Annotated in this window: 16 protein-coding genes, 1 tRNA gene and 1 pseudogene; 5 read left to right on the top strand and 13 right to left on the bottom strand. The window is 56.8% G+C overall.

Translation table 11 applies throughout. From position 1 onward, the window contains the following. The 8 genes and pseudogenes from JZY06_RS06590 to cas3 form a co-directional block, all read right to left on the bottom strand. Positions 1 to 221: pseudogene (locus JZY06_RS06590) on the bottom strand (type IIL restriction-modification enzyme MmeI); the annotation flags it as partial. Positions 222 to 938: 717 nt separating this feature from the next. Next, on the bottom strand, positions 939 to 1,652 hold the full coding sequence (locus JZY06_RS06585) for a hypothetical protein (RefSeq protein ID WP_207278719.1): 714 nt from the start codon (positions 1,650 to 1,652) through the stop codon (positions 939 to 941). Positions 1,653 to 2,202: 550 nt separating this feature from the next. Then, a complete protein-coding gene (gene cas6e / locus JZY06_RS06580; protein ID WP_207278718.1) occupies positions 2,203 to 2,916 on the bottom strand; it encodes a type I-E CRISPR-associated protein Cas6/Cse3/CasE in 714 nt (237 codons plus the stop codon). A gap of 18 nt (positions 2,917 to 2,934) precedes the next feature. Continuing rightward, entirely contained in the window at positions 2,935 to 3,657 is a 723-nt protein-coding gene (cas5e, locus tag JZY06_RS06575; protein WP_207278717.1) for a type I-E CRISPR-associated protein Cas5/CasD, read from the bottom strand. A gap of 3 nt (positions 3,658 to 3,660) precedes the next feature. Beyond that, positions 3,661 to 4,806 (bottom strand): type I-E CRISPR-associated protein Cas7/Cse4/CasC, encoded by a 1,146-nt coding sequence (cas7e, locus tag JZY06_RS06570; RefSeq protein ID WP_207278716.1) that lies wholly within the window; start codon positions 4,804 to 4,806, stop codon positions 3,661 to 3,663. An 18-nt stretch (positions 4,807 to 4,824) separates the two neighbouring features. Further along, positions 4,825 to 5,484, bottom strand: coding sequence for a type I-E CRISPR-associated protein Cse2/CasB (casB, locus tag JZY06_RS06565; RefSeq protein WP_207278715.1), 660 nt, complete (start codon positions 5,482 to 5,484; stop codon positions 4,825 to 4,827). 27 nt (positions 5,485 to 5,511) lie between these two features. Next, positions 5,512 to 7,182, bottom strand: a complete 1,671-nt coding sequence (gene casA, locus JZY06_RS06560; RefSeq protein WP_207278714.1) for a type I-E CRISPR-associated protein Cse1/CasA — start codon at positions 7,180 to 7,182, stop codon at positions 5,512 to 5,514. Then, positions 7,175 to 10,072 carry a CRISPR-associated helicase Cas3' gene (gene cas3 / locus JZY06_RS06555; RefSeq protein WP_207278713.1) on the bottom strand — a complete coding sequence of 966 codons (2,898 nt, stop codon included), beginning with the start codon at positions 10,070 to 10,072 and terminating at the stop codon, positions 7,175 to 7,177. The genes casA and cas3 overlap by 8 nt, the downstream gene beginning before the upstream one ends. A 300-nt stretch (positions 10,073 to 10,372) precedes the next feature. Here cas3 and JZY06_RS06550 point away from each other — a divergent pair, with 300 nt between their 5' ends. Beyond that, on the top strand, positions 10,373 to 11,980 hold the full coding sequence (locus tag JZY06_RS06550) for a 3'-5' exonuclease (protein ID WP_207278712.1): 1,608 nt from the start codon (positions 10,373 to 10,375) through the stop codon (positions 11,978 to 11,980). A gap of 325 nt (positions 11,981 to 12,305) precedes the next feature. Here JZY06_RS06550 and JZY06_RS06545 read toward each other — a convergent pair whose 3' ends face one another. The 3 genes from JZY06_RS06545 to JZY06_RS06535 form a co-directional block, all read right to left on the bottom strand. Then, positions 12,306 to 12,599 carry a hypothetical protein gene (locus tag JZY06_RS06545; protein WP_207278711.1) on the bottom strand — a complete coding sequence of 98 codons (294 nt, stop codon included), beginning with the start codon at positions 12,597 to 12,599 and terminating at the stop codon, positions 12,306 to 12,308. 714 nt (positions 12,600 to 13,313) lie between these two features. Next, a tRNA-Val gene (locus JZY06_RS06540) sits at positions 13,314 to 13,390 on the bottom strand. Between the two features lie 82 nt (positions 13,391 to 13,472). After that, positions 13,473 to 13,847, bottom strand: a complete 375-nt coding sequence (locus tag JZY06_RS06535; RefSeq protein ID WP_207278774.1) for a DUF3052 domain-containing protein — start codon at positions 13,845 to 13,847, stop codon at positions 13,473 to 13,475. A gap of 479 nt (positions 13,848 to 14,326) precedes the next feature. Between JZY06_RS06535 and aceE the strand changes: the two genes are divergently transcribed. Next, positions 14,327 to 17,077, top strand: a complete 2,751-nt coding sequence (gene aceE, locus JZY06_RS06530) for a pyruvate dehydrogenase (acetyl-transferring), homodimeric type (protein ID WP_207278710.1) — start codon at positions 14,327 to 14,329, stop codon at positions 17,075 to 17,077. A gap of 186 nt (positions 17,078 to 17,263) precedes the next feature. Beyond that, entirely contained in the window at positions 17,264 to 17,848 is a 585-nt protein-coding gene (locus JZY06_RS06525; RefSeq protein WP_207278709.1) for a LiaF domain-containing protein, read from the top strand. 46 nt (positions 17,849 to 17,894) lie between these two features. Here the strand turns inward: JZY06_RS06525 and JZY06_RS06520 are convergent, their stop codons facing one another. Continuing rightward, positions 17,895 to 19,070, bottom strand: coding sequence for an alpha/beta fold hydrolase (locus tag JZY06_RS06520; protein WP_207278708.1), 1,176 nt, complete (start codon positions 19,068 to 19,070; stop codon positions 17,895 to 17,897). A 201-nt stretch (positions 19,071 to 19,271) separates the two neighbouring features. On the opposite strand from JZY06_RS06520, the gene JZY06_RS06515 reads away from it, so the two are divergent. Continuing rightward, the gene (locus JZY06_RS06515) at positions 19,272 to 19,580 is read left to right on the top strand and encodes an acyl carrier protein (RefSeq protein ID WP_207278707.1); all 309 of its coding nucleotides are present in this window, start codon (positions 19,272 to 19,274) and stop codon (positions 19,578 to 19,580) included. 37 nt (positions 19,581 to 19,617) lie between these two features. Further along, complete coding sequence (locus tag JZY06_RS06510; protein WP_207278706.1) at positions 19,618 to 20,418, top strand: HAD-IIA family hydrolase; 801 nt, start codon at positions 19,618 to 19,620, stop codon at positions 20,416 to 20,418. 10 nt (positions 20,419 to 20,428) lie between these two features. On the opposite strand, the gene JZY06_RS06505 is transcribed toward JZY06_RS06510, so the two are convergent. Then, on the bottom strand, positions 20,429 to 20,827 hold the full coding sequence (locus tag JZY06_RS06505) for a hypothetical protein (protein ID WP_207278705.1): 399 nt from the start codon (positions 20,825 to 20,827) through the stop codon (positions 20,429 to 20,431). Between the last annotated feature and the right edge of the window lie 9 nt (positions 20,828 to 20,836).

Genomic DNA, 20,836 nt, shown 5'->3' with positions numbered 1-20,836 from the left:
GTGGTGGCCCGTGTTGCGTCCTGCTCGAAAAGATCAATACGTTCGGGGATCACGCCGAAGCAGCGAAGCAGACCGGACCAGTAGGTCTGCGCATACGTCGACTCCGTGTGCCCGGTGCCTTCCTGTTTCCACCGGTCGACCTTCTCGCTCCACAGGGCGGAGAATTCCTGCAGCTTCTTGCGGGCGGTCGTACGGTCGGTGGTCAGCGTCGTGGTACTCACAGGATGTCTTTTCTTATTTCAACAAGGCGCGCCCAAAAACGCGCGGAATAAATTTATTTGTGGTCTCAGCCCGGAAATATGGTTAAAAGTCTCTCCTCATCATAGATAGACGCGATAGCTGCAAAGTTGAACATCAGGACAACGGATAGAGCGTTTTTCGACCTCTCAGGTTGCTTCAATTGCTGTCGGACAAGCCAAACAGTGATTGGGGTGAAATCCTAAACCGACGGCTGAGATTAAGAGTAGCCAATCCATAAGGTTATTCTTCTTTTGGTTGATGGTAGGAGCGGCTGCATCTCATAAAATCCCTCTACGAAACTAAGAATGCATCGAACCCTTGTGTCCTTGCATAGAAAATCGTACAGAATACTCACGGAGAGAAAAGTCTTTGCAATGATTACCTAGCTGAGAATGCTAGGAACCTCAAAATCGACCCAGATCGAATCGGGCATCCGGTGTCAAAAAGCCAACTCTCAAATGGTCGTTTTCGCCACAGCTCCCCCCAACAGCAAGGACCTCATCAGGGTCAATCTCTCCATGAAACATGTCACTGAGCGTCTTAAAAATAATATCGCTTGGCATGAGTCCAGACGCCGTATCGCTAATCTCAATCCACATGACGCCCACCCGGTATCGAGGACAATCGGGCTGCGGATTGCCCGAAATCGTGTCGCTACAGGTCCAAAATTAAATTGGCACCTGCCACGATGTTTTTCCTCAACTGAAACGGAAGCCTTTATATTCACGGGGCACTGAGAAGCGATGCCCTTTCTTCCGACGTTCCAGCAATCTTGCAACAGTGTCGACATCTTTGGGGCGCATTCCGAGTTCCACGCAACAGCTCCGCAATTGCTCGACGCTGACAGCTTCCCATCTTTGCGGACAAAGCATCATGTCCGATTTCAGCTTAGCTACCTCGTTCCACTTTAAGCCGGTTGAGTAACCCTCAGCCCATGTCGCGATGCTTTCCAAAAAATCCCAGACATCCTTAGGAACCCTCTCGGAACATAGCTGCGGGCTAAGGGGCCGCTCGAATGGAATAACTCGGTCATGAAGAAGCAGACTAGGTTCAAAATGTACAAACCATTCCTGCGTGTCCCGTGGATCCCATTCGATCACCGCAAGGGCATCAAGTTCAATTCGCCAAAGACTATCGAGACAATCTCGGTTGGGCCAAGCAAGGAGTACGCGGCCGCTTAAGCCATGGGAAGCCAGGTTGCGCCAACTGAGATGCCTCACACTTGACCGCCCGATCAGAGTTTCGAGGCACTTGCTATCAATTTTCTTAGTTGGTGTCACGACGGTCACCGCACCTCCAGGTTGCTGCAACAACCATGCAGCCGCTCGACGAATTTGCGGCTCACGACTTCGCTCAACATCTTCTTCCAACCGAGAAACGGCAACTGGCATGTCGCATGTTTTTTCTTTCATTGAACTAGCCTCCAACCTTTTGGAATTCTTCCCTCGTTCATCGCACCGAAGAGCATCGACGATTCATTCCGAAATTATCGCTGGATACTCTTTCTGCCAGAACACAGTATATCAGACGGAAAACAGCCAAGTTGCGCTATGAGAGACGATTTCCGACTCCTGTAGGGCAAATGAAGACGATATTGCAGTTGACAGCTGTTTTACACCTATCCTAGTGCGGCTTTTAACGCACAAAATTGGTAAACATACAAGCCCCCTTCCCGGAAAACAGAGAAGGGGGCAAGCTCCGCCAAGACGGAGACAACTGTTCCATCCCTTACGGCCGTAAAACCGCCAACGGATCAGCTCCTGAGAGTAGGAGACATCCGGAGAGTGTAGTGGATAAATCCGATAAGTTCTGGTTTGCCCTAACCGGCGGTTGAACCACTCCCTAATGCGGCGACCTGGCGAGAACAGGTCGGGAACAGGTAATGCATCGAATCCTGGATAAAGCAGGAACCTAAAGTGACCACTTCATACCAAGGTTCAATCCTTCTTTCGGGACTCTGACTCAGTCGGGAATCGCGCTCAAAGTCAACAGACCACAACCATAAGCCTTGGCTCGTCCCACTCCATCAACCATGGCACGCCGCAGTGCAGGAGCATCAGTGACCGTCATGATGCCGTCAAATTGAACCACCGAGATTGTGACGCGGCGTTTCTGGCGACCAAAGACTTCCAGTCGTCGTTCTGTGACAACAGCGCTTGGAGACAACTCCGCAAGAACTCGTTTCAGTTCTGGGGTCGCGAAAGTATCAGGCGGGATAATAGGCCCCGCCGGACTGTTCTTCGTCTCCACTGAGCACAGCCCCATTCCGATAGCTGAAGACTTGTTCACCATCCAGGCCAGTTGCTGATCTGCAGTGACATGGTGAATCCTCTTCTGCTTCCCGGCGGAGCTTGAAGAACGCACAGGGTTCGCGGCCAACCGGAATCGGTACCGCTGTCCTTCCCGCAACTGATCCAGCAACGGATCAAGTGAACGCGTAGCCCAAGTAACCTCATTGCCCCACCCAGCCTGCTCCTGAAGATGATCAAAGCTGGGTTTAGTTGGACTTGAGATGTACAGGCTGAGGCTTTCCCGGCCGCGATCTAGTCGCCACAGGATCCGACCGGGATCTGATTCCAGCGCCACGGGCGAAAAAGCGCCCATGACCGCAGCATGCATGGCTTGTCGACTTCCAACCAATTTGGCAGTGCCCCGCCGACGGCGATTGAGAAACATTCGTGACAGATACACCATCTACCGCCTTTCCAGAAATGCCATCGGATCGTGATCATCATTGAACGCGTGGCCACGATATTTCTTTTGAGCAACGGGGTTCTCAATCATCACAGAAGACCGAACAACAGCCCGGAAATCATGGACCCGCTTGGTTGGATGGAAGCTAGCCGGAGTGTCAACGACCATTTCATCCGGCGTTTCACCAGGAGCAGCATCCCGGACAACCGAGAGACGGACTTTCTCCGGCTGCTTCCTGCGATGATGCTCGGACGCTAACCAGTCCTCGCTAGACAAACATTCCTCGAGAGAGTCCGAGGTGGTACGGAGTACTACACGGCGGGTGGGCGGACAGGATCTCCGCCCCAGAAAATATGGATAGACAGGACGTTGAAGAGCTTCAGCACACCGATCGATCAAGTCTTCCTGCCCCTCAAGAGCTACAAGAAATACCGCGTCCATGAGGTAGTCGCGATACGAAAGTGCTTTATTTTTCCCGGTAACCCAATCCCGCGCAGTCTGAAAGTCGGCTTGCAAAACACCGGGCTGATCGATCCGAGTGCCGAACTTCAGCTGCGCAAGATCGGACACATCGTCTGTTCTTAGTCGGCCCGAAGCCGCAGCCAGCATCCCTATTACACCGCTTTTTGACGGCTCCCTCCGAGTTTCCCTGCGGTTGGCCCGGCTATCGGTTCCCCATGATTGAAGAGGAGCGGCCAATCGCAGCACAAGAGTGGACGTCATGGTTTACACCTCAGAGGCAGATCGGATAGCGCTCAGCGTCGCCGTGATGACTTCGTCCAGTGTGGACGGCTTACCCCAAGCTTCAAGAGCTTCGGCGGCCTCGCCTTTAAGTGCATCTTTGGTTGCCAGGAAACTGGTGCCAACAGGCTTCGTCCCGAATTGTGCATCTTCGTCAATCGAAGTGTTGACAAGTGATGCTACGGCGGCGGACATAATCCCGTTATCAGACTCGATCGGGGTCTCGAAAGACCCGACCAAGTTCACTGGTTGATCATCACGAACCTGCGCTGCCACAAACCCGGGGCGGGTTCGATTGGCGAAGGTATTTTGCTTACCTGTTGGCATCGATGTGGTGAAAGCCCGAATAAACGCCGACAGGGCTTCCTCCGCTGCTTCCATTGAACCCAGGTTTTCCGCCAGCACAGTCATATTGACTGTCGCATACCTGTAGAAAGTCGCGGAAACGAACTCAACAGTTCCGATCATGCCGGCACCAAAACGGTCGGCGCGCGGCTTGTCATCGACTGCCGTGAAATAATCGAATTCTGTATTTGCCCCGCTGACACTCAAAGCATGTGCAACCTGGCATGCAGCATCAACAGTGAGGCTGGGTTCATCGGCCACCATACGTCCGAATAACCCCATATCCACAGCTGTGTCTTCGCTGGCTGCCGCGCGCGCATCCTTCGGAGAGATCTTTTCGCCTTCAAGAACAGACACTGTCAATTTCGCAAGCGCCTCTACTTGCAGCGGAGAGATAAACAGAAGGAATTTTGAGATTGGGTAAGGACTGTCAGAGACCTTCTCGCCTTCGGGGTTTTTACGTTCCTTGGCTTTCTCGGTCTTGATTCCGGCTTTCGACAAAACTGTGGCCGCAGCCTTGGCGATTTCAGCCGGTTCGTAGCTAGACCCGGATTCCTGGACTTTTTCCACTATCAATTCGATCGCATAGAGGGTGCGGGTACCGATTTTCTCGGGATCGAGATAGTCGGCAAAAGCAACCCGCGTCGCATGTTTCCACGCTTGACTGGAAACCCGAGCGCGGTCAACACCGCCGTACACTGCTCGTTTTGGGCTTCCAGTGTCATCACGGTTGACACATGAGGGCGGCAGGGACTGCAGAATGTGGAGATCGACAAAGATGGACATTAGTTTTCCTTTCAGAAATTATTGGGCAGAGTGTGAGTCTGTCTGGGATGATCCAGAATCCGGATGGTTTTTCCCGTGGGGCTCGAAGTAATCTCGGGTCCACCGGCGTTTGACCGTGGTGGCTGAGGCTGGAGATTGCAGAAAAAACAGATCCACAGCGAGTTGTGCATAATCCAAAGGGATATTCTCCCCGCGCAGTTGGCGGATCAATCCTCGTGCATGATGGGAAATCTCATTAAAGTCCCGGCTGGTGGCAACAGCGTTGAAGCGGCGTCGCACAGGAGAATTTGTGTGCTGCCCTTCTGTGAGATACTCAAGTTTTGATACAGCCGCACCAAACGAAATCGACCACTTCCCGGATTCCCTTGGAATGTGCATGGAAGCGGATTTCGACTGCTGATGTACCGCGAACAGACACAGCGCCAGATAGACGGCTTTCTCTGCTTTTGAGAGCCTGTCCCCGTGGCCTTTTAAATCGTCCGGCAGATACGCCAGCGTTTCAGCCCACACTTCCAGTGAGTCTCCCGGTGGTTTTCCGGCGCCGCTCCTCAGATTCGCCAAGGTCGCCCGTGCGGTTCCGGATCCTGAGACATAGCCTTTATAGAGATCTTTCACTCGTCCATTGACATAGCCGTAAATGGTGCCGGCAACCGAACGAGGTTCCGTTTCATCACTCATAGTCGATGTCATCCTTTCTTCTAGACTTTAGTTTTCCGCTTTTTCCTCAGTCTCATTAGCGGTTTTTCTCGGCAGAATTTTCCTAAGAGACGCCAAGAGGAATTTCTCTGCAAGTCCGGAGTTCATGAATTTGCTTTGACTTCCGTCGGAGTACTCTCTCCCCACCCATGCCCGGTCACTTACATTCCGGGAACGATCATCGACCAAGCGGAGCACCAACTCGCGTAATGTTTCAGTCCATTCCTCGAGGACGGCATCAGGCTCGGAATCACCGTTGATGCTCAGCAACCAATCCGCAAAAATTTGGTCTAACTCGGAGTACATCTCCTGCTCGGCTCTGCTTTCCAGGCTTTGCAGCTGCTTGGAGTCACAACCTGTGGCAACACCGAGGTTTCGGACATATCTTTTGTAGGCCGTGGCTGCTTGCTCAGCTCGATTCACGGCCGTTGTCACACTGCCGCGAAGACGCTTGCGATCTTTATTCGCAAGTACCGATTTGAAGGTCAATTTGTCGGTGATCAAGGTATCGAAGCAGCCGTTTTGTGTTCCGTACTCGTATGAAGCAACTTCGACATCCACCAAGTAGTCATCTTCGATGTAGCCGTTTTGTTTGACTCGATGAAACCAGTCCAGGTTCTCCGCCAAAATGCTCCGGGGAACTTCCTGATCATGAAACTCAATCATTGGCCCGTTTGAACCGGGGAGAAAAGACGAAATTCCCCGCCACAGGCTTCTGCCCAGGACCAGTTTCTGTGGAAGATACACAGCATGTCCGGTCTCTTCGGATTTGGGATTGCTGAAACGCCATTGTGTCTGATTTTCCAGCCCTTTACAGTTCAGATGATCGACCGGATCTCCGTAAGTGATCCGTACCGCATCAACCACGTCGTCATCGGAGAATCTGAACAAAAAGCGTCTGGATGGCCACACCCCGAGCGATAGCGGTCCCGGTACAACTCCGTTTCGGCCGCTTCTTTGTCCCACAGGCAAAGGTCCCAGTTCCCAAAAGGGGATGTCTTCGGGAGTAATCGTTCCCGGCAGAAAGTTATGCAGCACTGTCGCCTTGAGATTGCTTCCTTTGACAGTCAGAGCACCAAGCCAACCACCCCACCCGATTCCACCGCCGTCTTTGGCATAGATTTTCCCGCCCTTTTCCCGCGGGTCACCGACCATGGCAGTCTTGATTCCCGCGTAGTCAAAAGCGTGGACATGCAAGCCCCAGCGGGCTGCTTCAGCCATGGTGAGCGGATATTCTGGCGGCTGTACCGAAAACAGGCTGCCGGTTTTTTTACACCCGTACATAAATCGGTTGAAGTGGAACCAAGTGTCGTTATTGTTGGTAAGCCCCGCGGTCTGCATGAAAGGGTTTGCAGGATCCCGGAGGTCAAAACTGTCGTGCCATTTATCGAGGTATGCATTGATTTCTTCGGCCGGCAGGGTTTCTGCGTCCCACAGTTCTTTCCAGTCGCTGGCGGGATCATCGGTAAGCCAGTCTGACAGGGAACGCCCAAGGACCGCGATCAGAAGCCGCAGGATGCAAAAGTCCACGGTGGGAGTCTCTGCTGCCAGGCAGGTGTACCGATGTGCATTGCATACCGCCTGACGAAGGTTAATCTCCTGCACACGCGACGATTCGTCGAGTACTGGAATCCATGGTTTATCAATAAGATTAAATGAAGGATGAGGATTATCAGCCATTGGCCGTCACTCCTGTAGATCGATCGGATTTTCGTAATTTTTCCACTGCCAGGCCAATCGCCGGATCGTAGGAAAACACCCACTCCCCTATGACTGCGCGACAGCTAGCATCCAGAACCAGAGGTACTTCACCTGAAAGCCATCCAGATTTCTGCCACGACGGAAAACGGTTGTGATCCGACAGGTGCTTGATTACCATGTTCGTTTCCTCGCGTAGACAGGAAAACCAGCCGGGAAAAGAGACGCAACACCGGGCGATGTTTTTGGCGAGTTCGTCGTCTAGCGGAAGTTCAGTGGGGATCGATATGGACTCTGCTTCAACGGTACCGGGAAGGGTCTGAAGTTGCCCATCAACTGACTGCACGACAATGACAGTCACTGAGTTTTCGGCATTTCTGACCCCTGAAATAGTGCCAGCCTCAGACCGGCTGTCCCACTTCGAATTCCATCCGAGAAGCTCGGTTCCCCTGGCAACCTCCGCAATCCGAAAGCCTTTCGTCCTCTCCCGAAGCTTTGCCTCTTTTTTCTCCAAATCGAGCGCGGACGATGACCATTCAGGTTCCCACTCCGCCGGTCCGGGACGGTCCATATCACTGGCTGCAGCAACCAAGCCATGGACATCATCGGGAGACACAATGACAGGCTCCCCCTTGTCGGCAGCTAACTGATCTAACGCAGCAACACTACGCAGCAGCTGGCCGCGGCTGTATATCAGCTCTGAGCCACGTTCGAACTTGGGCGTTGTTTCACCGCGTTCCATACCACTGATGACGACCACTGGTTCCCTCAGTTTTTCGGGACGCGTTTCTATCGGTCGTGGATGTCGGTGCAATCTGCCGATACGCTGGATCAAAAGGTCAACGGGAGCAATGTCTGTGATCATGGCGTCCGCGTCTATATCAAGGCTCTGCTCAACCACTTGAGTAGCAATCACGACCATGCGGTTTGGACGTTGAGTCCCTGCTTTTTCCGGTCCGAGCGCATTCATCACCTTTTTCTCGATACGCACCCGCTCGTTGGCCACAAACCGGGAATGCAGCAAAACCAGCTCATCCCGGTCAAACACTGCTTCCTCACGAAGTGTCAAAAAAAGCTTCTGCGCCCTGCCAACAGTGTTCATCACGACCAAGAGACAGCCACCATCGCTGGCGATATCTCTTATTCTCGAAGCAATCTGACTGAGATCAGTGCAGTCCCCTTCCTCAAAGGTGAACCTGACGGATCTACTCCGTGCAGACGGTGTCGGCGCGTGAACTTTAAAATCTTCTCCCACCTGCACCGTAATCAGAGGATAAGCGTCATATTCGGCGACATCGGTGATTTTTTCGGTAACTGCACTGTCGATTTTTCTGGACAGCGCCCGCATAGAAGTTGCTGTTTTCCGGCCACGCCAGTATGCAGTCAACAATTCCTTCTTGAAGTCCGGTTGCAGCGTCGCTGACAAAGCAATCACCGGGACATGCATGGCAGACAGCCATCCCAAAACAAGCTTGAGGTATTCCTTCATCACCACATCAGATGCATGCACCTCATCGAGAATGACCACTTTGCCGGCCAGCCCCAAATGGCGCAGCATCAGATGCCGGGTGGACAGTCCTGCCATCAATACCTGATCGATGGTTCCCACGACGAATTCAGAGAGCAGTCCCTGTTTGCGCCCCGAAAACCACTGATGCGGAGCGATTGATCCACCGCAATGGCAGGTTTCGTCATCGTCATCGACATGGGTGACGTCGGAGTCCATCAGGGCTGTGTACCTGTCGTTGAACTGGGCTCTGCCGTGCATCAGTCTGATGGAAGCAGCGGTACCGTCATCAATTGACCCCGACAGGAAATCAAGCACCCGGGGAAACAGTCCGTCGCTGCTGGCGCAGGTTGGAAGGGCCATATAGATTCCCCCGCAACCGAACTTCCCCGCGAGAATCTCCGCAGCTGCCAACGCAGCTTCTGTCTTACCCTCACCGGTTGGAGCCTCAATGATCATCAGCGGTGCTTCAGCACAGGCCGCGGCGACGGTCATTGCGTCCCGTTGAACCGGCCTGGCTTTAGTTCCTTCCGGAAGGCCAAAGGCGGTGGCAAAGCCATCCCCGGCAATGGTTCGACTGGAAACCTTCCAGGGACCGGGCAATGCCAGCCGCTGGTAGCCCTCGATAGCCCGGACAGTGGACTGCTGGCACGTGAAGGGAAACAGATTCCTATTGGAGGCTATCCAATCGGCGACGATGACCAATCCCGACACCACAACGGCTACCGCAGGGTGGAGCTTTCTGCTGGTGAGCTTTTTCCAGTCATCGGCTGTAAGTCCCACCAGTTCCGTAGCCCAGTCAAAGATGGCGTGTCGAGCATTTTTGTAGCGCAGGTAGCGCTCCGACTCAGGGGCCCCGGCTCCAAGTTGGTCAGCGGCGTATTCAAGAGTGGAAGAATGTGCCACACCGTGGTGCGCCAGCACCGGAAAGATCAGTCGGTTAATGATGTCCCCTGAGGCATCTGTCTTTTCTTTGAGCCAGGACCTCAGCTCAACTGCACCGGTTGTTTCGTGCCGCGGACGCTCGTCTCCCCGATACAGCGGGACCGGATATCCCAGCTGTTCCATGTGGGAGCGGATTGCACTGAAAATACTGAAATAGGTCGGATCAGCTTTTCCAGCATCATGAACCGCGGCGCCGTACTTGCAAAATGCCAGAGCGATACGTTCGCCAAAGAGTTCGTGAGAGACAAAGTTTTTTACTGACTGAGGCAACCATCTGTGCCACAGCAGATCCATTACTTCGGCTGCATCTTTCAGATGCGTCACCAGAAGAAGAGTATTGCCGTCGGGATCCGGGGTTTTGGCCCAAAAATCGCGGAGCTCTTCTGGAACACTTTTCACTTTCGCAGTGGACTCACTCATGCTGCAATTCCCAAAAAAGCGTTGGCATCTGCTGAAGGATTTATCTGTAGTAGGTACACCTTGAGATGCAAGAGCAGTCTTCCAATCACGGTAACAGGGAAAATCCAAGCCGAACGAAAGTTTGAAAAACAGCCTATCGCCGTTTCGGCATTATGCGCTGCTTCATTACCTATTTCAGGGTTACCGACGGCCCATATGCATCAGAATTCACTTCTTCAAACGGTGGCAGGGGCGGAGGTAGCGCGTATCTTGAGGGGGTAGCTGATCAAAACCCTGAATCTATGAGGAAGTACCGCAGAGATGAAGATCATCCGAATCATCCTGTCTGTCTTTTTGGGCCTGATAGCCGCGTTCATGGCTATCGTCACTATTGCGTTTTTTTCGATGGGAGAAGTCGGAGCGGGTGTTTTTTCGCTGTTCGTTACGGCAGGTCCGGTCATCGGCCTCGTGTTTACCCTGCCGAAGGGGTCTAAGGAGAATCGAAGCACTACCGCTCAGCCCACCGTGGAGCCTCTCGCTGGAAATCTGGGTGCTCCTGCCCACAACCCCGATTTTTCCACGCTTGAACAGCAAACACATGGGAAAACTCCTCACGCCGATAGCGGGGTGGCAGAAGGTGCTGTGCCACCAGTGCCCGGAACCACACAACCACCCCAGTACCCGTTACACACCAAACCTGAGAAGCAGGATCCTGTGCATCCTCTGCAGCGGGAAGAGCACTTCGGCAGTACACCGGTCGCAAATGGGACCGAGCTGGTACCGCGAACTGATCTGGAAACCACAGTGGTATCACGCATGGGCCGTGTGGACCCCGATGATCCTTCGCGAGTCCCCGACGGTTGGTACATGCCGACACTTGATGGCCGCTGCCTGTGGGAGATCTCCGAAGAAGTGACAGAGCTGAAAAAGAAGGGGGAACATGAAAAAGCCCTTGATACTGCACTGCTCGCCCTGGAAGTTCTGGAGGAAGCCTGCAAAACAACCCCGAATTGCGCGATGGAGCACTACGTCATTCAGGTGGCCATCCTGCAAACAAAACTTGGCCGAAACGACGAGTTGGTAGAGACTTTGGACCGGTGGTTGGGGCATTCGTGGCCTGTACAACGCGATGACTACCACTACAACCTCCTCAAGCGCAGAGCCAAAGCAATGGCCAAGAAACAACGTCAAACAGGCGGCGATCCGGGGCCTTTCGAAGAGCAGTGGAAGGTTTACAGGGCAAAGGAACGCGAGGCGGAGGAACGCATGAAATCCGAACGTCGCCTTGGGGCGGTTTTTATAGCATCTGGCGCTTCACAGGTAGGGATCCAGTGGGAGATAAGAACCTATACGAAGGGGATACCTGGTACTCGTAGCTCAAAAAGGTCTGTTTGGCGAGACACTCCCACTAACGCAGAACTTAACGAACTAGAGTTTGTCGCTGTCGATTTCGAAACCGCCAACGAAGACCGCCGTTCGGCCTGCCAGATAGCTCTGGTCAAATTCATTGGCGGCGCCCCGCATGCCCAGCTAGTTAGCTATATTAAGCCGCCAACCGAATGCAATGAATTCACTTTCACTTACATTCACGGCATTAAACCCAGAACGGTCCGCCAAGCCCCTACCTGGGATGCTCTGACCGAAGAAATCGGAAAGTTTGTTGGTGATGCGCCGGTCTATGCACACAACGCTGCCTTTGACCACACTGTATGGCAAAAACTCGATGAGCACTACGGCACTGACACCTGTCCCGAACGGTTTTTCTGCACCGTGAAACTGGCCCAAAAACTGTGGCCGAATCTGAAAAACCACAAGCTTCCCACGGTGGTTAAACATGTGAAACCTGGCTACCGGCTTAAACACCACGAGGCTTCCTCGGATGCAAAGGCCTGCGGCTGGATTGTCGCTAACGCAGCGAAGGCAAGCTGAACCGCCACTTCGGGGGCGCATGGAAGATTAGGGATGTTTCGTCCAGCCGATTCCCCCAGTGCGACTTCCGGAGATGGTTCCCCGATTACTTCTCTGTGCTGCCGACCAGGATCATCTCTCCCAGCCTAGATTCGAATTGTGCCGCGGCGTTGAAAACACCAGCTATCGCTGCGGCAATCTAGTCGGTGTTGGGTTCGCCTTCGGGGATACCCAGCACGCTTTCGATGTGGAAGGTGGCTGTGTAGTCGACGGCTTCCGTCAGACTCATCCGCAGTGTGGCGTCCTGTCCCTGCACTCCGTCAAGTGCCAGCAGCGCGCCGAAATATTAGTCCTCGTCGTGGAAGTCTTCGGTGTCCTCTATGGTCATCTCCCACCAGATGCGTAGCTGGCCGGAAGGGTCTTCTTCGATGATGGCTGACAGGGTGTCACCGGCCCCGATCTCGTAGCGGTCCCACTCCTGATCGAGGTGGCACGTCAGTTCCAGGTCGGCGGCGATTTTGGTGAGCAGATCAGCATTAATGGCATCACCGGCGAACTGTTCCTTGGGGAGGACAGTGAATTCGTCACAGGCCCACCAGGTCTGCTGCATCGACGCTTTGATGGCGTCGGCCACGTCCACGAAAAGCGGTTCACTGTCGCGGTCAGGTGGGCGTCGATGACACCGAAATCAAGCGGCAGGACCCGCAGACAGAAACACTGGGTGGCCTTGATGTCCTCGATACCGGGTCCGGCAAAACCCGCGACCATAGTTAGAAAGCCAACCTGATCTGTGAAGAGAAAATCAGCTAATGCCACCTTCAAACAAAAGAGAAAGGGAAAGCTATGTGTGCCGAACGTCCTCAGGAAATCCCCTTCCCCACGGAGACAACACACTTCGATGATTTAATGTTGCTGTACACCCCGCTCACGCGGGGACAACTAGGGCGCACCACAAACTTTCGATCCGTACCCAGTATCAACCCCGCTCGCGCGGGGACAACCGTCAACATGGTTTGCGCGCTGTAGTGCGGTCCGGATCAACCCCGCTCGCGCGGGGACAACGCTTATCAACTTGCGGGAACATAAATCTGAAGTAGCTTTTAGATTCACTGTGACTTAGTTTTTTTCAAGTTCGATAAGCTCAACATACTGTCAAGATAATTTCCGCCCCGAGATCAGTACCCCTTTCAGGGCTGGAAAAGCAGAAAGCCCTCTTCCTGAGAGGGAAGAGGGATTTGACTCCGCCGGGGCGGAGACAACTCTACGGTTCACGTGCAGTTCCAAAACCACCTATGGACCAACTCCTCGGGAGAGGAGACAGAACCATTCTAATAGGTGCGGGAGCGCAAGCTTGTGGTGCGCCCTGACGGATTCGAACCGCCGACCCCTTCGGTGTAAACGAAGTGCTCTAACCAGCTGAGCTAAGGGCGCAAGGTACGGATGATTTTTCATCCGCGATTTTATTGCCGAACAAAGACACTACCGGTGCCGGGCGCCGGAGGGAAATTGTGTCTTACTTTTTGGTGCCGCGGGGTACCAGGCGGGAACCCTGCCAGTCGCCGAGACGCTCAGCGGAGGTCTGGACCAGACCGGCCAGTTGGGCTGACTCGCTGATGATGCCGGGTTCAACGGATCCCTTGTCCCCCAGCGCCGGAGTCAGAAGCCAGATACAGCCGTCTTCGGCCAGCGGCCTGATGGCATCGACCAGTCCATCGACTAAGTCACCATCGTCGGCGCGCCACCACAGGAGAACAACGTCGCAGATTTCATCTGTGTCTTCACCGACCAGCAGGTCGCCGATGGCATCCTCGAGGGATTCACTGATCTCGGAGTCACAGTCATCGTCCCAGCCGACTTCCTGGACGATCTGACCTTTGGTGACATCCATTAGTTCTGCGTATGCCTGGGTGCCGGAGCTTCCGGAGCCCGAGGTGTCCGTCACGGTACAAGTCCTCCTGTTGTGTGGTTAGGGCATTCCCGCCGGTGATCTTAAACGACCTGGTTCTTCCCGGCGGTGCCTTTAACGGTCACTAAGAGATTACAGTGTGACTTACCGCGGTAGGCACCGGGTGCCGTGGTAGTGCCTTTTCCGGTCACCCACTGTTTACCCCCGGCGGGAAGATGTGGGTGTCCGGGAAGACGGTGACCCGACGCTGTGACGGGCAGGTATGGGGGTCCGGCCCTCTCTTGGCGAGGGTTGGGGCAGCTTAGTTGGGCAATCCGCTCTATCCTTGTCTGTGATGGTGCGCATCCTTCCCTTTGGGGGGAGCAGCCCCTCGCGACAGCACGGTCGGTTTGTGGCCGGCAGGCGGTGGTGTGGGGTTGGCGTGTGCACGAGGACTGACCAACTTTTGAGGAGATGCCCGCATGGCCGATGAAGCCACGACAAAGAACACACCGGCGTCAGGTGATGAGAGCAATTTCGCCCTGATCCGTGACGGTGTCGCCAGCTATTTGAACGATTCCGACCCGGAAGAAACACGCGAGTGGCTGGAAAGTTTCGACGGCATGCTGGCGCACGCCGATCCCGACCGTGCCCGCTTCATCATGCTGCGGCTTCTGGAGCGTGCCACCGCCAAACGTGTGCCGCTCCCGCCGCTGACCTCAACCGACTACGTCAATACGATTCCGACTTCGATGGAGCCGGAGTTTCCCGGTGACGAGAAGATCGAGCGCCGCTACCGCAAATGGATCCGGTGGAATGCGGCGATTATGGTGCACCGCGCGCAGCGTCCCGGTATCGGTGTGGGCGGACACATCTCCTCCTATGCTTCCGGCGCACCGCTGTATGAGGTCGGCTTCAACTACTTCTTCCGCGGCAAAGACCATCCCGGTGGCGGCGACCAGGTGTTCTTCCAGGGGCATGCTTCACCCGGCATGTATGCGCGTGCTTTCCTCGAAGGGCGTCTGACAGAAGACGATCTCGACGGTTTCCGCCAGGAAGTGTCCCGCCCGCAGGGCGGTATGCCTTCCTACCCGCACCCGCACGGTATGCCCGATTTCTGGGAATTCCCCACCGTGTCGATGGGTCTTGGCCCCATGGATGCGATCTACCAGGCCCGGTTCAACCGGTATCTGGCTGACCGCGGCATCAAGGACACCTCGGACCAGCATGTGTGGGCGTTTCTCGGCGACGGTGAGATGGATGAGCCGGAATCCCGTGGTCTGATCCAGATGGCGGCGCTGAACAATCTCGACAACCTGACTTTTGTCATCAACTGCAACCTGCAGCGTCTTGACGGCCCGGTGCGCGGCAACACCAAGATCATCCAGGAGCTGGAGAGCTTCTTCCGCGGAGCCGGCTGGTCGGTCATCAAGATTGTGTGGGGCCGGGAATGGGATGAGCTGTTCGAGGCCGACAAGACCGGTGAACTGGTTGATTTGATGAACTCCACGCCGGACGGCGATTTCCAGACGTTCAAGGCCAACGACGGCGCCTATGTGCGTGAGCATTTCTTCAACCGCACCCCGCAGACCAAGAAATTGGTCGCCGATATGAGCGACGACGAGATTTGGCGTCTCAAGCGCGGCGGGCATGACTACCGCAAGATTTACGCGGCCTACAAGCGGGCGATGGAGACCAAGGATCGTCCCACGGTGATCCTGGCCCACACCATCAAAGGCTACGGTCTGGGCCATAATTTCGAGGGCCGCAATGCGACCCACCAGATGAAGAAACTGACCCTGGATGATCTGAAGCTATTCCGCGACAAGCAGGACATCCCGATCTCCGATGAGGTGCTGGAAAAGGATCCCTACCTTCCGCCGTACTACAATCCCGGCCCTGACAGCCCGGAGATCAAGTACATGCTGGAGCGCCGCAAACAACTGGGCGGTTTCCTGCCCGAACGCCGCACCAACTACACCCCCATCGAGGTGCCGCCGATCGATTCGCTGCGGATTATCCGCAAGGGTTCCGGCAAGCAGGAAGTCGCCACCACCATGGCGCTGGTGCGCACCTTCAAGGAACTGATGCGGGACAAGGAGCTGAAGAAGCGTTTCGTGCCGATCATTCCCGATGAGGCCCGCACCTTCGGCATGGACTCGTGGTTCCCGACGTTGAAGATCTACAACCCGCACGGGCAGGTCTACACCCCGGTCGACCACGATCTGATGCTGTCCTACCGGGAGGCCACCGACGGCCACATCATGCATGAGGGCATCAACGAGGCTGGTTCGGTCGCCGAGTTCATGGCCGCGGGTTCGGCCTACGCCACCCACGGCGAGCCGATGATTCCGCTCTACATCTTCTACTCGATGTTTGGTTTCCAGCGCACCGCGGACTCGATCTGGGCTGCCGCAGACCAGATGGCCCGTGGCTTCCTGCTGGGCGCCACCGCGGGACGCACCACCCTGACCGGTGAGGGCCTGCAGCACATGGACGGCCACTCGCCGGTGATCGCATCCACCAACCCTGCTGTTGTCACCTATGATCCGGCGTTTTCCTTCGAGGTCGCGCACCTGGTCCACCGCGGTATCGACCGCATGTACGGCCCCGACGGCGGCGAGAACGTCATCTACTACCTGACGGTCTACAACGAGCCGACCCACCAGCCGAAAGAACCCGACAATCTGGATGTGGAGGGCCTGCACAAGGGCATCTACTGCTACGAAAAAGCCGAGGAAGGTGCCTCGCACACCGCCTCGATCCTGGCGTCGGGTATCGGCATGCAGGCCGCACTGAAGGCGAAGAAAATCCTGAAGGAGGAATTCGACGTCTCGGCGAATATTTTCTCGGCCACCTCCTGGGTGGAGCTGGCCCGCGACGGTGCGGAAAAAGAAAAGCACCAGCTGCGCTACCCGGGTGATGAGATTGAAAAACCGTTCTGCACCAGGCAGCTGGAAGGCTACGAGGGCCCGTTTGTGGCAGTCTCCGACTTCACCACTTCCCTGCCGGAGATGATCCGCAAGTGGGTGCCGGGCGACTACACCTGTCTCGGCGCCGACGGCTTCGGTTTCTCCGACACCCGGCCCGCCGCCCGCCGCTTTTTCAACATCGATGCCGAATCTGTTGTTGTTGCGGTGCTGATGGGTCTGGCCCGCGCCGGTGAGATCGATATGCAGGTGGCGGCTGAAGCCGCCCGCCGCTACCAGCTGGATGATCCGACCACCGTCTAGATGACCTGTTGCGCGAGGACACCACCGTCACCGCGTTGAACAGAAAAGAAAAAATTCCGCGCAAGCTCCCGCAGGCAGGCGGCACCACCGGTGTCCACCTGCCGGCGGGAGCTTGTTGTCTCTCCCGCAGGCCGGCGGCGCCGGTTCCTCCCTGTCCCGGGTGGATGTTTGTCTATGGTGGTGCCTATGGCATCTACCGGCGCACCACAGCCCACCAATGAACCGTTGCCCGCCGATTCGCCGGTGCGTCACCGGGCACAGCAGCTGGCGGTTGATGCCGTCGGGGACGGCCGCATCACGCTCGGCCAATTCGACGACATCACGAAAGTCATCTGGGCTGTCGATGCCACCGCAGGTGATCTGCAGCGGGTAACCGCACCCGTCGGACCGGTCACCGGGGCCGCGGATACCGGTGCCCGGCAGCCGGTAGCGCAGTCGAGTTTTTTCAGCCTGATGGGCGATATCATCCGCTCCGGGGAATTCACCCTGGCCCCGCACACCTCCCTGACGCTGATCATGGGCGATGTGATTTTAGATTTGACCCGTGCCCGCATCACCGCCGATGTTTCCGAGATCACGGTCTTGACCGTCATGGGTGATGTGAGGGTCACCATCCCGGAAACCATCGGTGTGGAGATAAGTGGCTTCGGCCTGCTGGGGGACACCACCGGGAAAACCTTCACCCCACGGCCGGGTTCCCCCACGGTAAAAATCACCGTCCGCTCGCTGCTGGGGGACACCACCGTGACCACCGAACCGGCGCGCTACTGAAAGCTTCCGCAGGTTCCGGGATTGCCGGGCGCCCCGGGCTGCTTTCCTAATTGCCGCCGCAGTCACCGCACCCGTCGGGGCAATGCCTGTAGCCGGGATCATCCCGGTTGCCGCTTGTCAACGGATCGCCGTAATCGTCACGGGCATCCTGCGCTTCCCGGCAGTCGGCCCGCGCCCGGGAACGGTCGGGGTGTTTCCTTGTCAGGTCGGTGACCTTTTCGACGAGCCCGCCGATGGCGTCATTGACCTTTCCCGGGGCCTCCAGAATCAGCATGTGGCCGCAGCCGTCCACTTCCACCACATCCGCGGCCGGCCACATCCGGCTCAAAGCCTGTGCCTGATCCGGTGGAGTGACCTGGTCTTTGGCGCCCACCAGGATACAGCCGGGCAGATCCCTGATTGCTTGTCCGGCCGCGGTTTCGGCGTGGTCGCGCAGATCCGGGTAAAAGCCGGTGAACGTGGAGGTGGGGGTGTTGTTGATCATCGAGGCGTGGAATTCGACAATGTCGAAATCGACCCCGTCGTTGTGGAAAACCGTGGCCGCCAGGGCCGGGGCGAGCAGTTCTTTCAGATTCGCCCGCATCGCATCGGTTTCCTCTTTGTCGTCGGTGACCGCGTCGATGAATCGTTTGCCGACTTTCGTGTCCAGGATCATCGGTGTTCCGGAACTGGCCATCGGCGCCGAGGCGGTATTGATCAGCACCAGGCCCGCCACCCGGGAAGTCAGCCGGCGGTCTTTGCGCCGCATGAGATTAAGGGCGGTCATTCCCCCCAGCGAATGGCCCACCAGGATCAGCGGACCGGTCGGGGCGAATGCCGTGACGGCGGCCTCCACATCATCGGCGGTACCGTCGACGGTGAGATACTCCTCCCGCACTTCACCGGTGGCGCCGTGGCCACGCACATCCAGAAGCAGGCATGCCGCATCGGGAAACTGTTCGCGGATGTAGTCGACCTGGCTGAAAAACGCTTCCGCCGCCAGGGTGAAACCGTGGATGAACACCACGGTCACCGCCGGATCTTTCGGCCCGGCCCAGTAGACGTGCAGGCGGCACACGGGCCCGTCGATGGTGGTTTCCTCATCGATATCCGCCAGCCCCGGGCGCCGGCTGTCGTCGTGGATCCGGTCCCGGACTTTGTCCAGATGCTGTCTGCCGGGTTCACTGACCCGCAGCGCCAGCCGACGAAGTGCCCCAACAAGCCGTGGTACAGCAATGCCCATGACGGTGCCGCCTCCTTGAAGCCGTGGTCTACCAGGTCCGCCGGTGCGGGCGAACCCATTCCCTCCACCCTAATCGAGAAGTACCGGGGTGTTGCCCCGGGCCCTTCTCCCCCGCCGGATGGCCCGGAGCGCCACCGGCTAGACTGACTTTTTGCTTCGCTTTTTTATTTCACACCGCAGAAAACCCGAGGAGTGTCCGCCGTGGCCACCATTGATCCCACTGCCCTGCAGGCTTTTCTGGATGATCCCGAGGACGGTGACGACACCGGCGCCAGCACCACCGCGGGAGCATTGTCCACCATTGTGATCCGCGCCGCCGGCGTCGATGAGGAGGATCTCCGCCCGGAAGCCGGTCTGGCTGAACTGGGCATTGATTCCATAGCCCGGGTGGAAATCGCCATCCGTATCGAAGATGAACTGGGGGTTCGCATCACCGACGAGGACATCACCCCGTCGACCACGCTCGGGCAGCTGGAAACACTGATTGATTCCCGCCGTAGCGGCGTCTAGAACCACGGGTGGCCACAGCAGTGGCACAATCGGGGCCATGGCGATTTCATACTTGACCGACATGGACGGCGTTCTGATCAAAGAGGGCCAGATGATCGACGGGGCGGACCGGTTCCTGGCTGCCCTGCGGGAGAAAAACATCCCGTTCATGGTGCTGACGAACAACTCAATTTTCACCCCGCGGGATCTCTCCGCCCGGCTGGAGGCCACGGGCCTTACCATCGAGCCGGAACGAATCTGGACGTCGGCCACCGCGACCGCTGCTTTCCTGCAGAGCCAGCTCGACCAGGGCACCGCCTATGTGGTCGGCGAATCGGGGCTGACGACCGGCCTGCACAAGGCCGGGTGGATTCTCACCGAAGTCAATCCCGAATATGTGGTGCTGGGTGAAACCCGCACCTATTCTTTCGAGGCAATCACCACCGCCATCCGGCTGATCAACCGGGGCGCGAAGTTTATCTGCACCAACCCCGATGTCACCGGTCCCGCCCCGGAGGGTGTGCTTCCGGCCACCGGCGCGGTGGCGGCCCTGATTACCGCCGCCACCGGCAAAGACCCCTATTTCGTCGGGAAACCCAATCCGATCATGATGCGTTCGGCGCTCAATCACTTGGGGGTGCACTCTGAGCGCACCGTGATGATCGGTGACCGGATGGACACCGACGTCAAAGCCGGGCTGGAAGCCGGGATGCGCACCGTGCTGGTGAAATCGGGGATTTCGGATGAGACGGAAGTGGAGAAATTCCCCTACCGGCCCACCGCCATGATTGATTCGGTGGCCGCATTGGTCGACCGGGTCGATGATCCCTTCGGTGACGGCTGCTACGCCGACGTCTAGCCGGTTGCCGCTACACCAGCCGTACGCTGGCCGAAAAATTGCGGCTGCGGGCCAGGCCCTCGACAATCGCCTGCAGGTGGTCGATTTCCCCGGCGGTGGCGGTGACTGTCTGCCGGCAGGCGGTCAACCCGCCGGGCTGGCTCACCCAGCGTGTGCACCAGCCCAGATCGAAGGGATCGGCACCGGCGGGGGCGGGTTCCGGCTGCGATTTCAGGCACACCGACATGGCCTGTTCGATGGTCAAACGCAGGGTTTTCGGCATTCTGTCGACGGCGATGACAGCCCGCACCTGCTCCTCGGCCACCGGGTGGCACACACCACCGGTGTGGCGGGCCGGGGCGGGGGTGTGGTGGCGTGTGCCGGGCGTGGTGTGTGCCGGGCAGTAGGCGGTGGAAAGCATGGAAGACATCCTTGGGGT

The sequence above is a fragment of the Corynebacterium mendelii genome (genome assembly GCF_017307055.1).
Classification (GTDB): domain Bacteria; phylum Actinomycetota; class Actinomycetes; order Mycobacteriales; family Mycobacteriaceae; genus Corynebacterium; species Corynebacterium mendelii.
Note: the sequence above shows the minus strand (reverse complement) of the source record. Positions and strands in the feature narration are given on the sequence as shown.

Excerpts from the sequence above, each read along its gene's own strand:
- JZY06_RS06585 (WP_207278719.1), bottom strand. The coding sequence starts at position 1,652 with ATGAAAGAAAAAACATGCGACATGCCAGTTGCCGTTTCTCGGTTGGAA.
- cas6e (WP_207278718.1), bottom strand. The coding sequence starts at position 2,916 with ATGTTTCTCAATCGCCGTCGGCGGGGCACTGCCAAATTGGTTGGAAGT.
- cas5e (WP_207278717.1), bottom strand. The coding sequence starts at position 3,657 with ATGACGTCCACTCTTGTGCTGCGATTGGCCGCTCCTCTTCAATCATGG.
- cas7e (WP_207278716.1), bottom strand. The coding sequence starts at position 4,806 with ATGTCCATCTTTGTCGATCTCCACATTCTGCAGTCCCTGCCGCCCTCA.
- casB (WP_207278715.1), bottom strand. The coding sequence starts at position 5,484 with ATGAGTGATGAAACGGAACCTCGTTCGGTTGCCGGCACCATTTACGGC.
- casA (WP_207278714.1), bottom strand. The coding sequence starts at position 7,182 with ATGGCTGATAATCCTCATCCTTCATTTAATCTTATTGATAAACCATGG.
- cas3 (WP_207278713.1), bottom strand. The coding sequence starts at position 10,072 with ATGAGTGAGTCCACTGCGAAAGTGAAAAGTGTTCCAGAAGAGCTCCGC.
- JZY06_RS06550 (WP_207278712.1), top strand. The coding sequence starts at position 10,373 with ATGAAGATCATCCGAATCATCCTGTCTGTCTTTTTGGGCCTGATAGCC.
- JZY06_RS06535 (WP_207278774.1), bottom strand. The coding sequence starts at position 13,847 with ATGGATGTCACCAAAGGTCAGATCGTCCAGGAAGTCGGCTGGGACGAT.
- aceE (WP_207278710.1), top strand. The coding sequence starts at position 14,327 with ATGGCCGATGAAGCCACGACAAAGAACACACCGGCGTCAGGTGATGAG.
- JZY06_RS06525 (WP_207278709.1), top strand. The coding sequence starts at position 17,264 with ATGGCATCTACCGGCGCACCACAGCCCACCAATGAACCGTTGCCCGCC.
- JZY06_RS06520 (WP_207278708.1), bottom strand. The coding sequence starts at position 19,070 with ATGGGCATTGCTGTACCACGGCTTGTTGGGGCACTTCGTCGGCTGGCG.
- JZY06_RS06510 (WP_207278706.1), top strand. The coding sequence starts at position 19,618 with ATGGCGATTTCATACTTGACCGACATGGACGGCGTTCTGATCAAAGAG.
- JZY06_RS06505 (WP_207278705.1), bottom strand. The coding sequence starts at position 20,827 with ATGTCTTCCATGCTTTCCACCGCCTACTGCCCGGCACACACCACGCCC.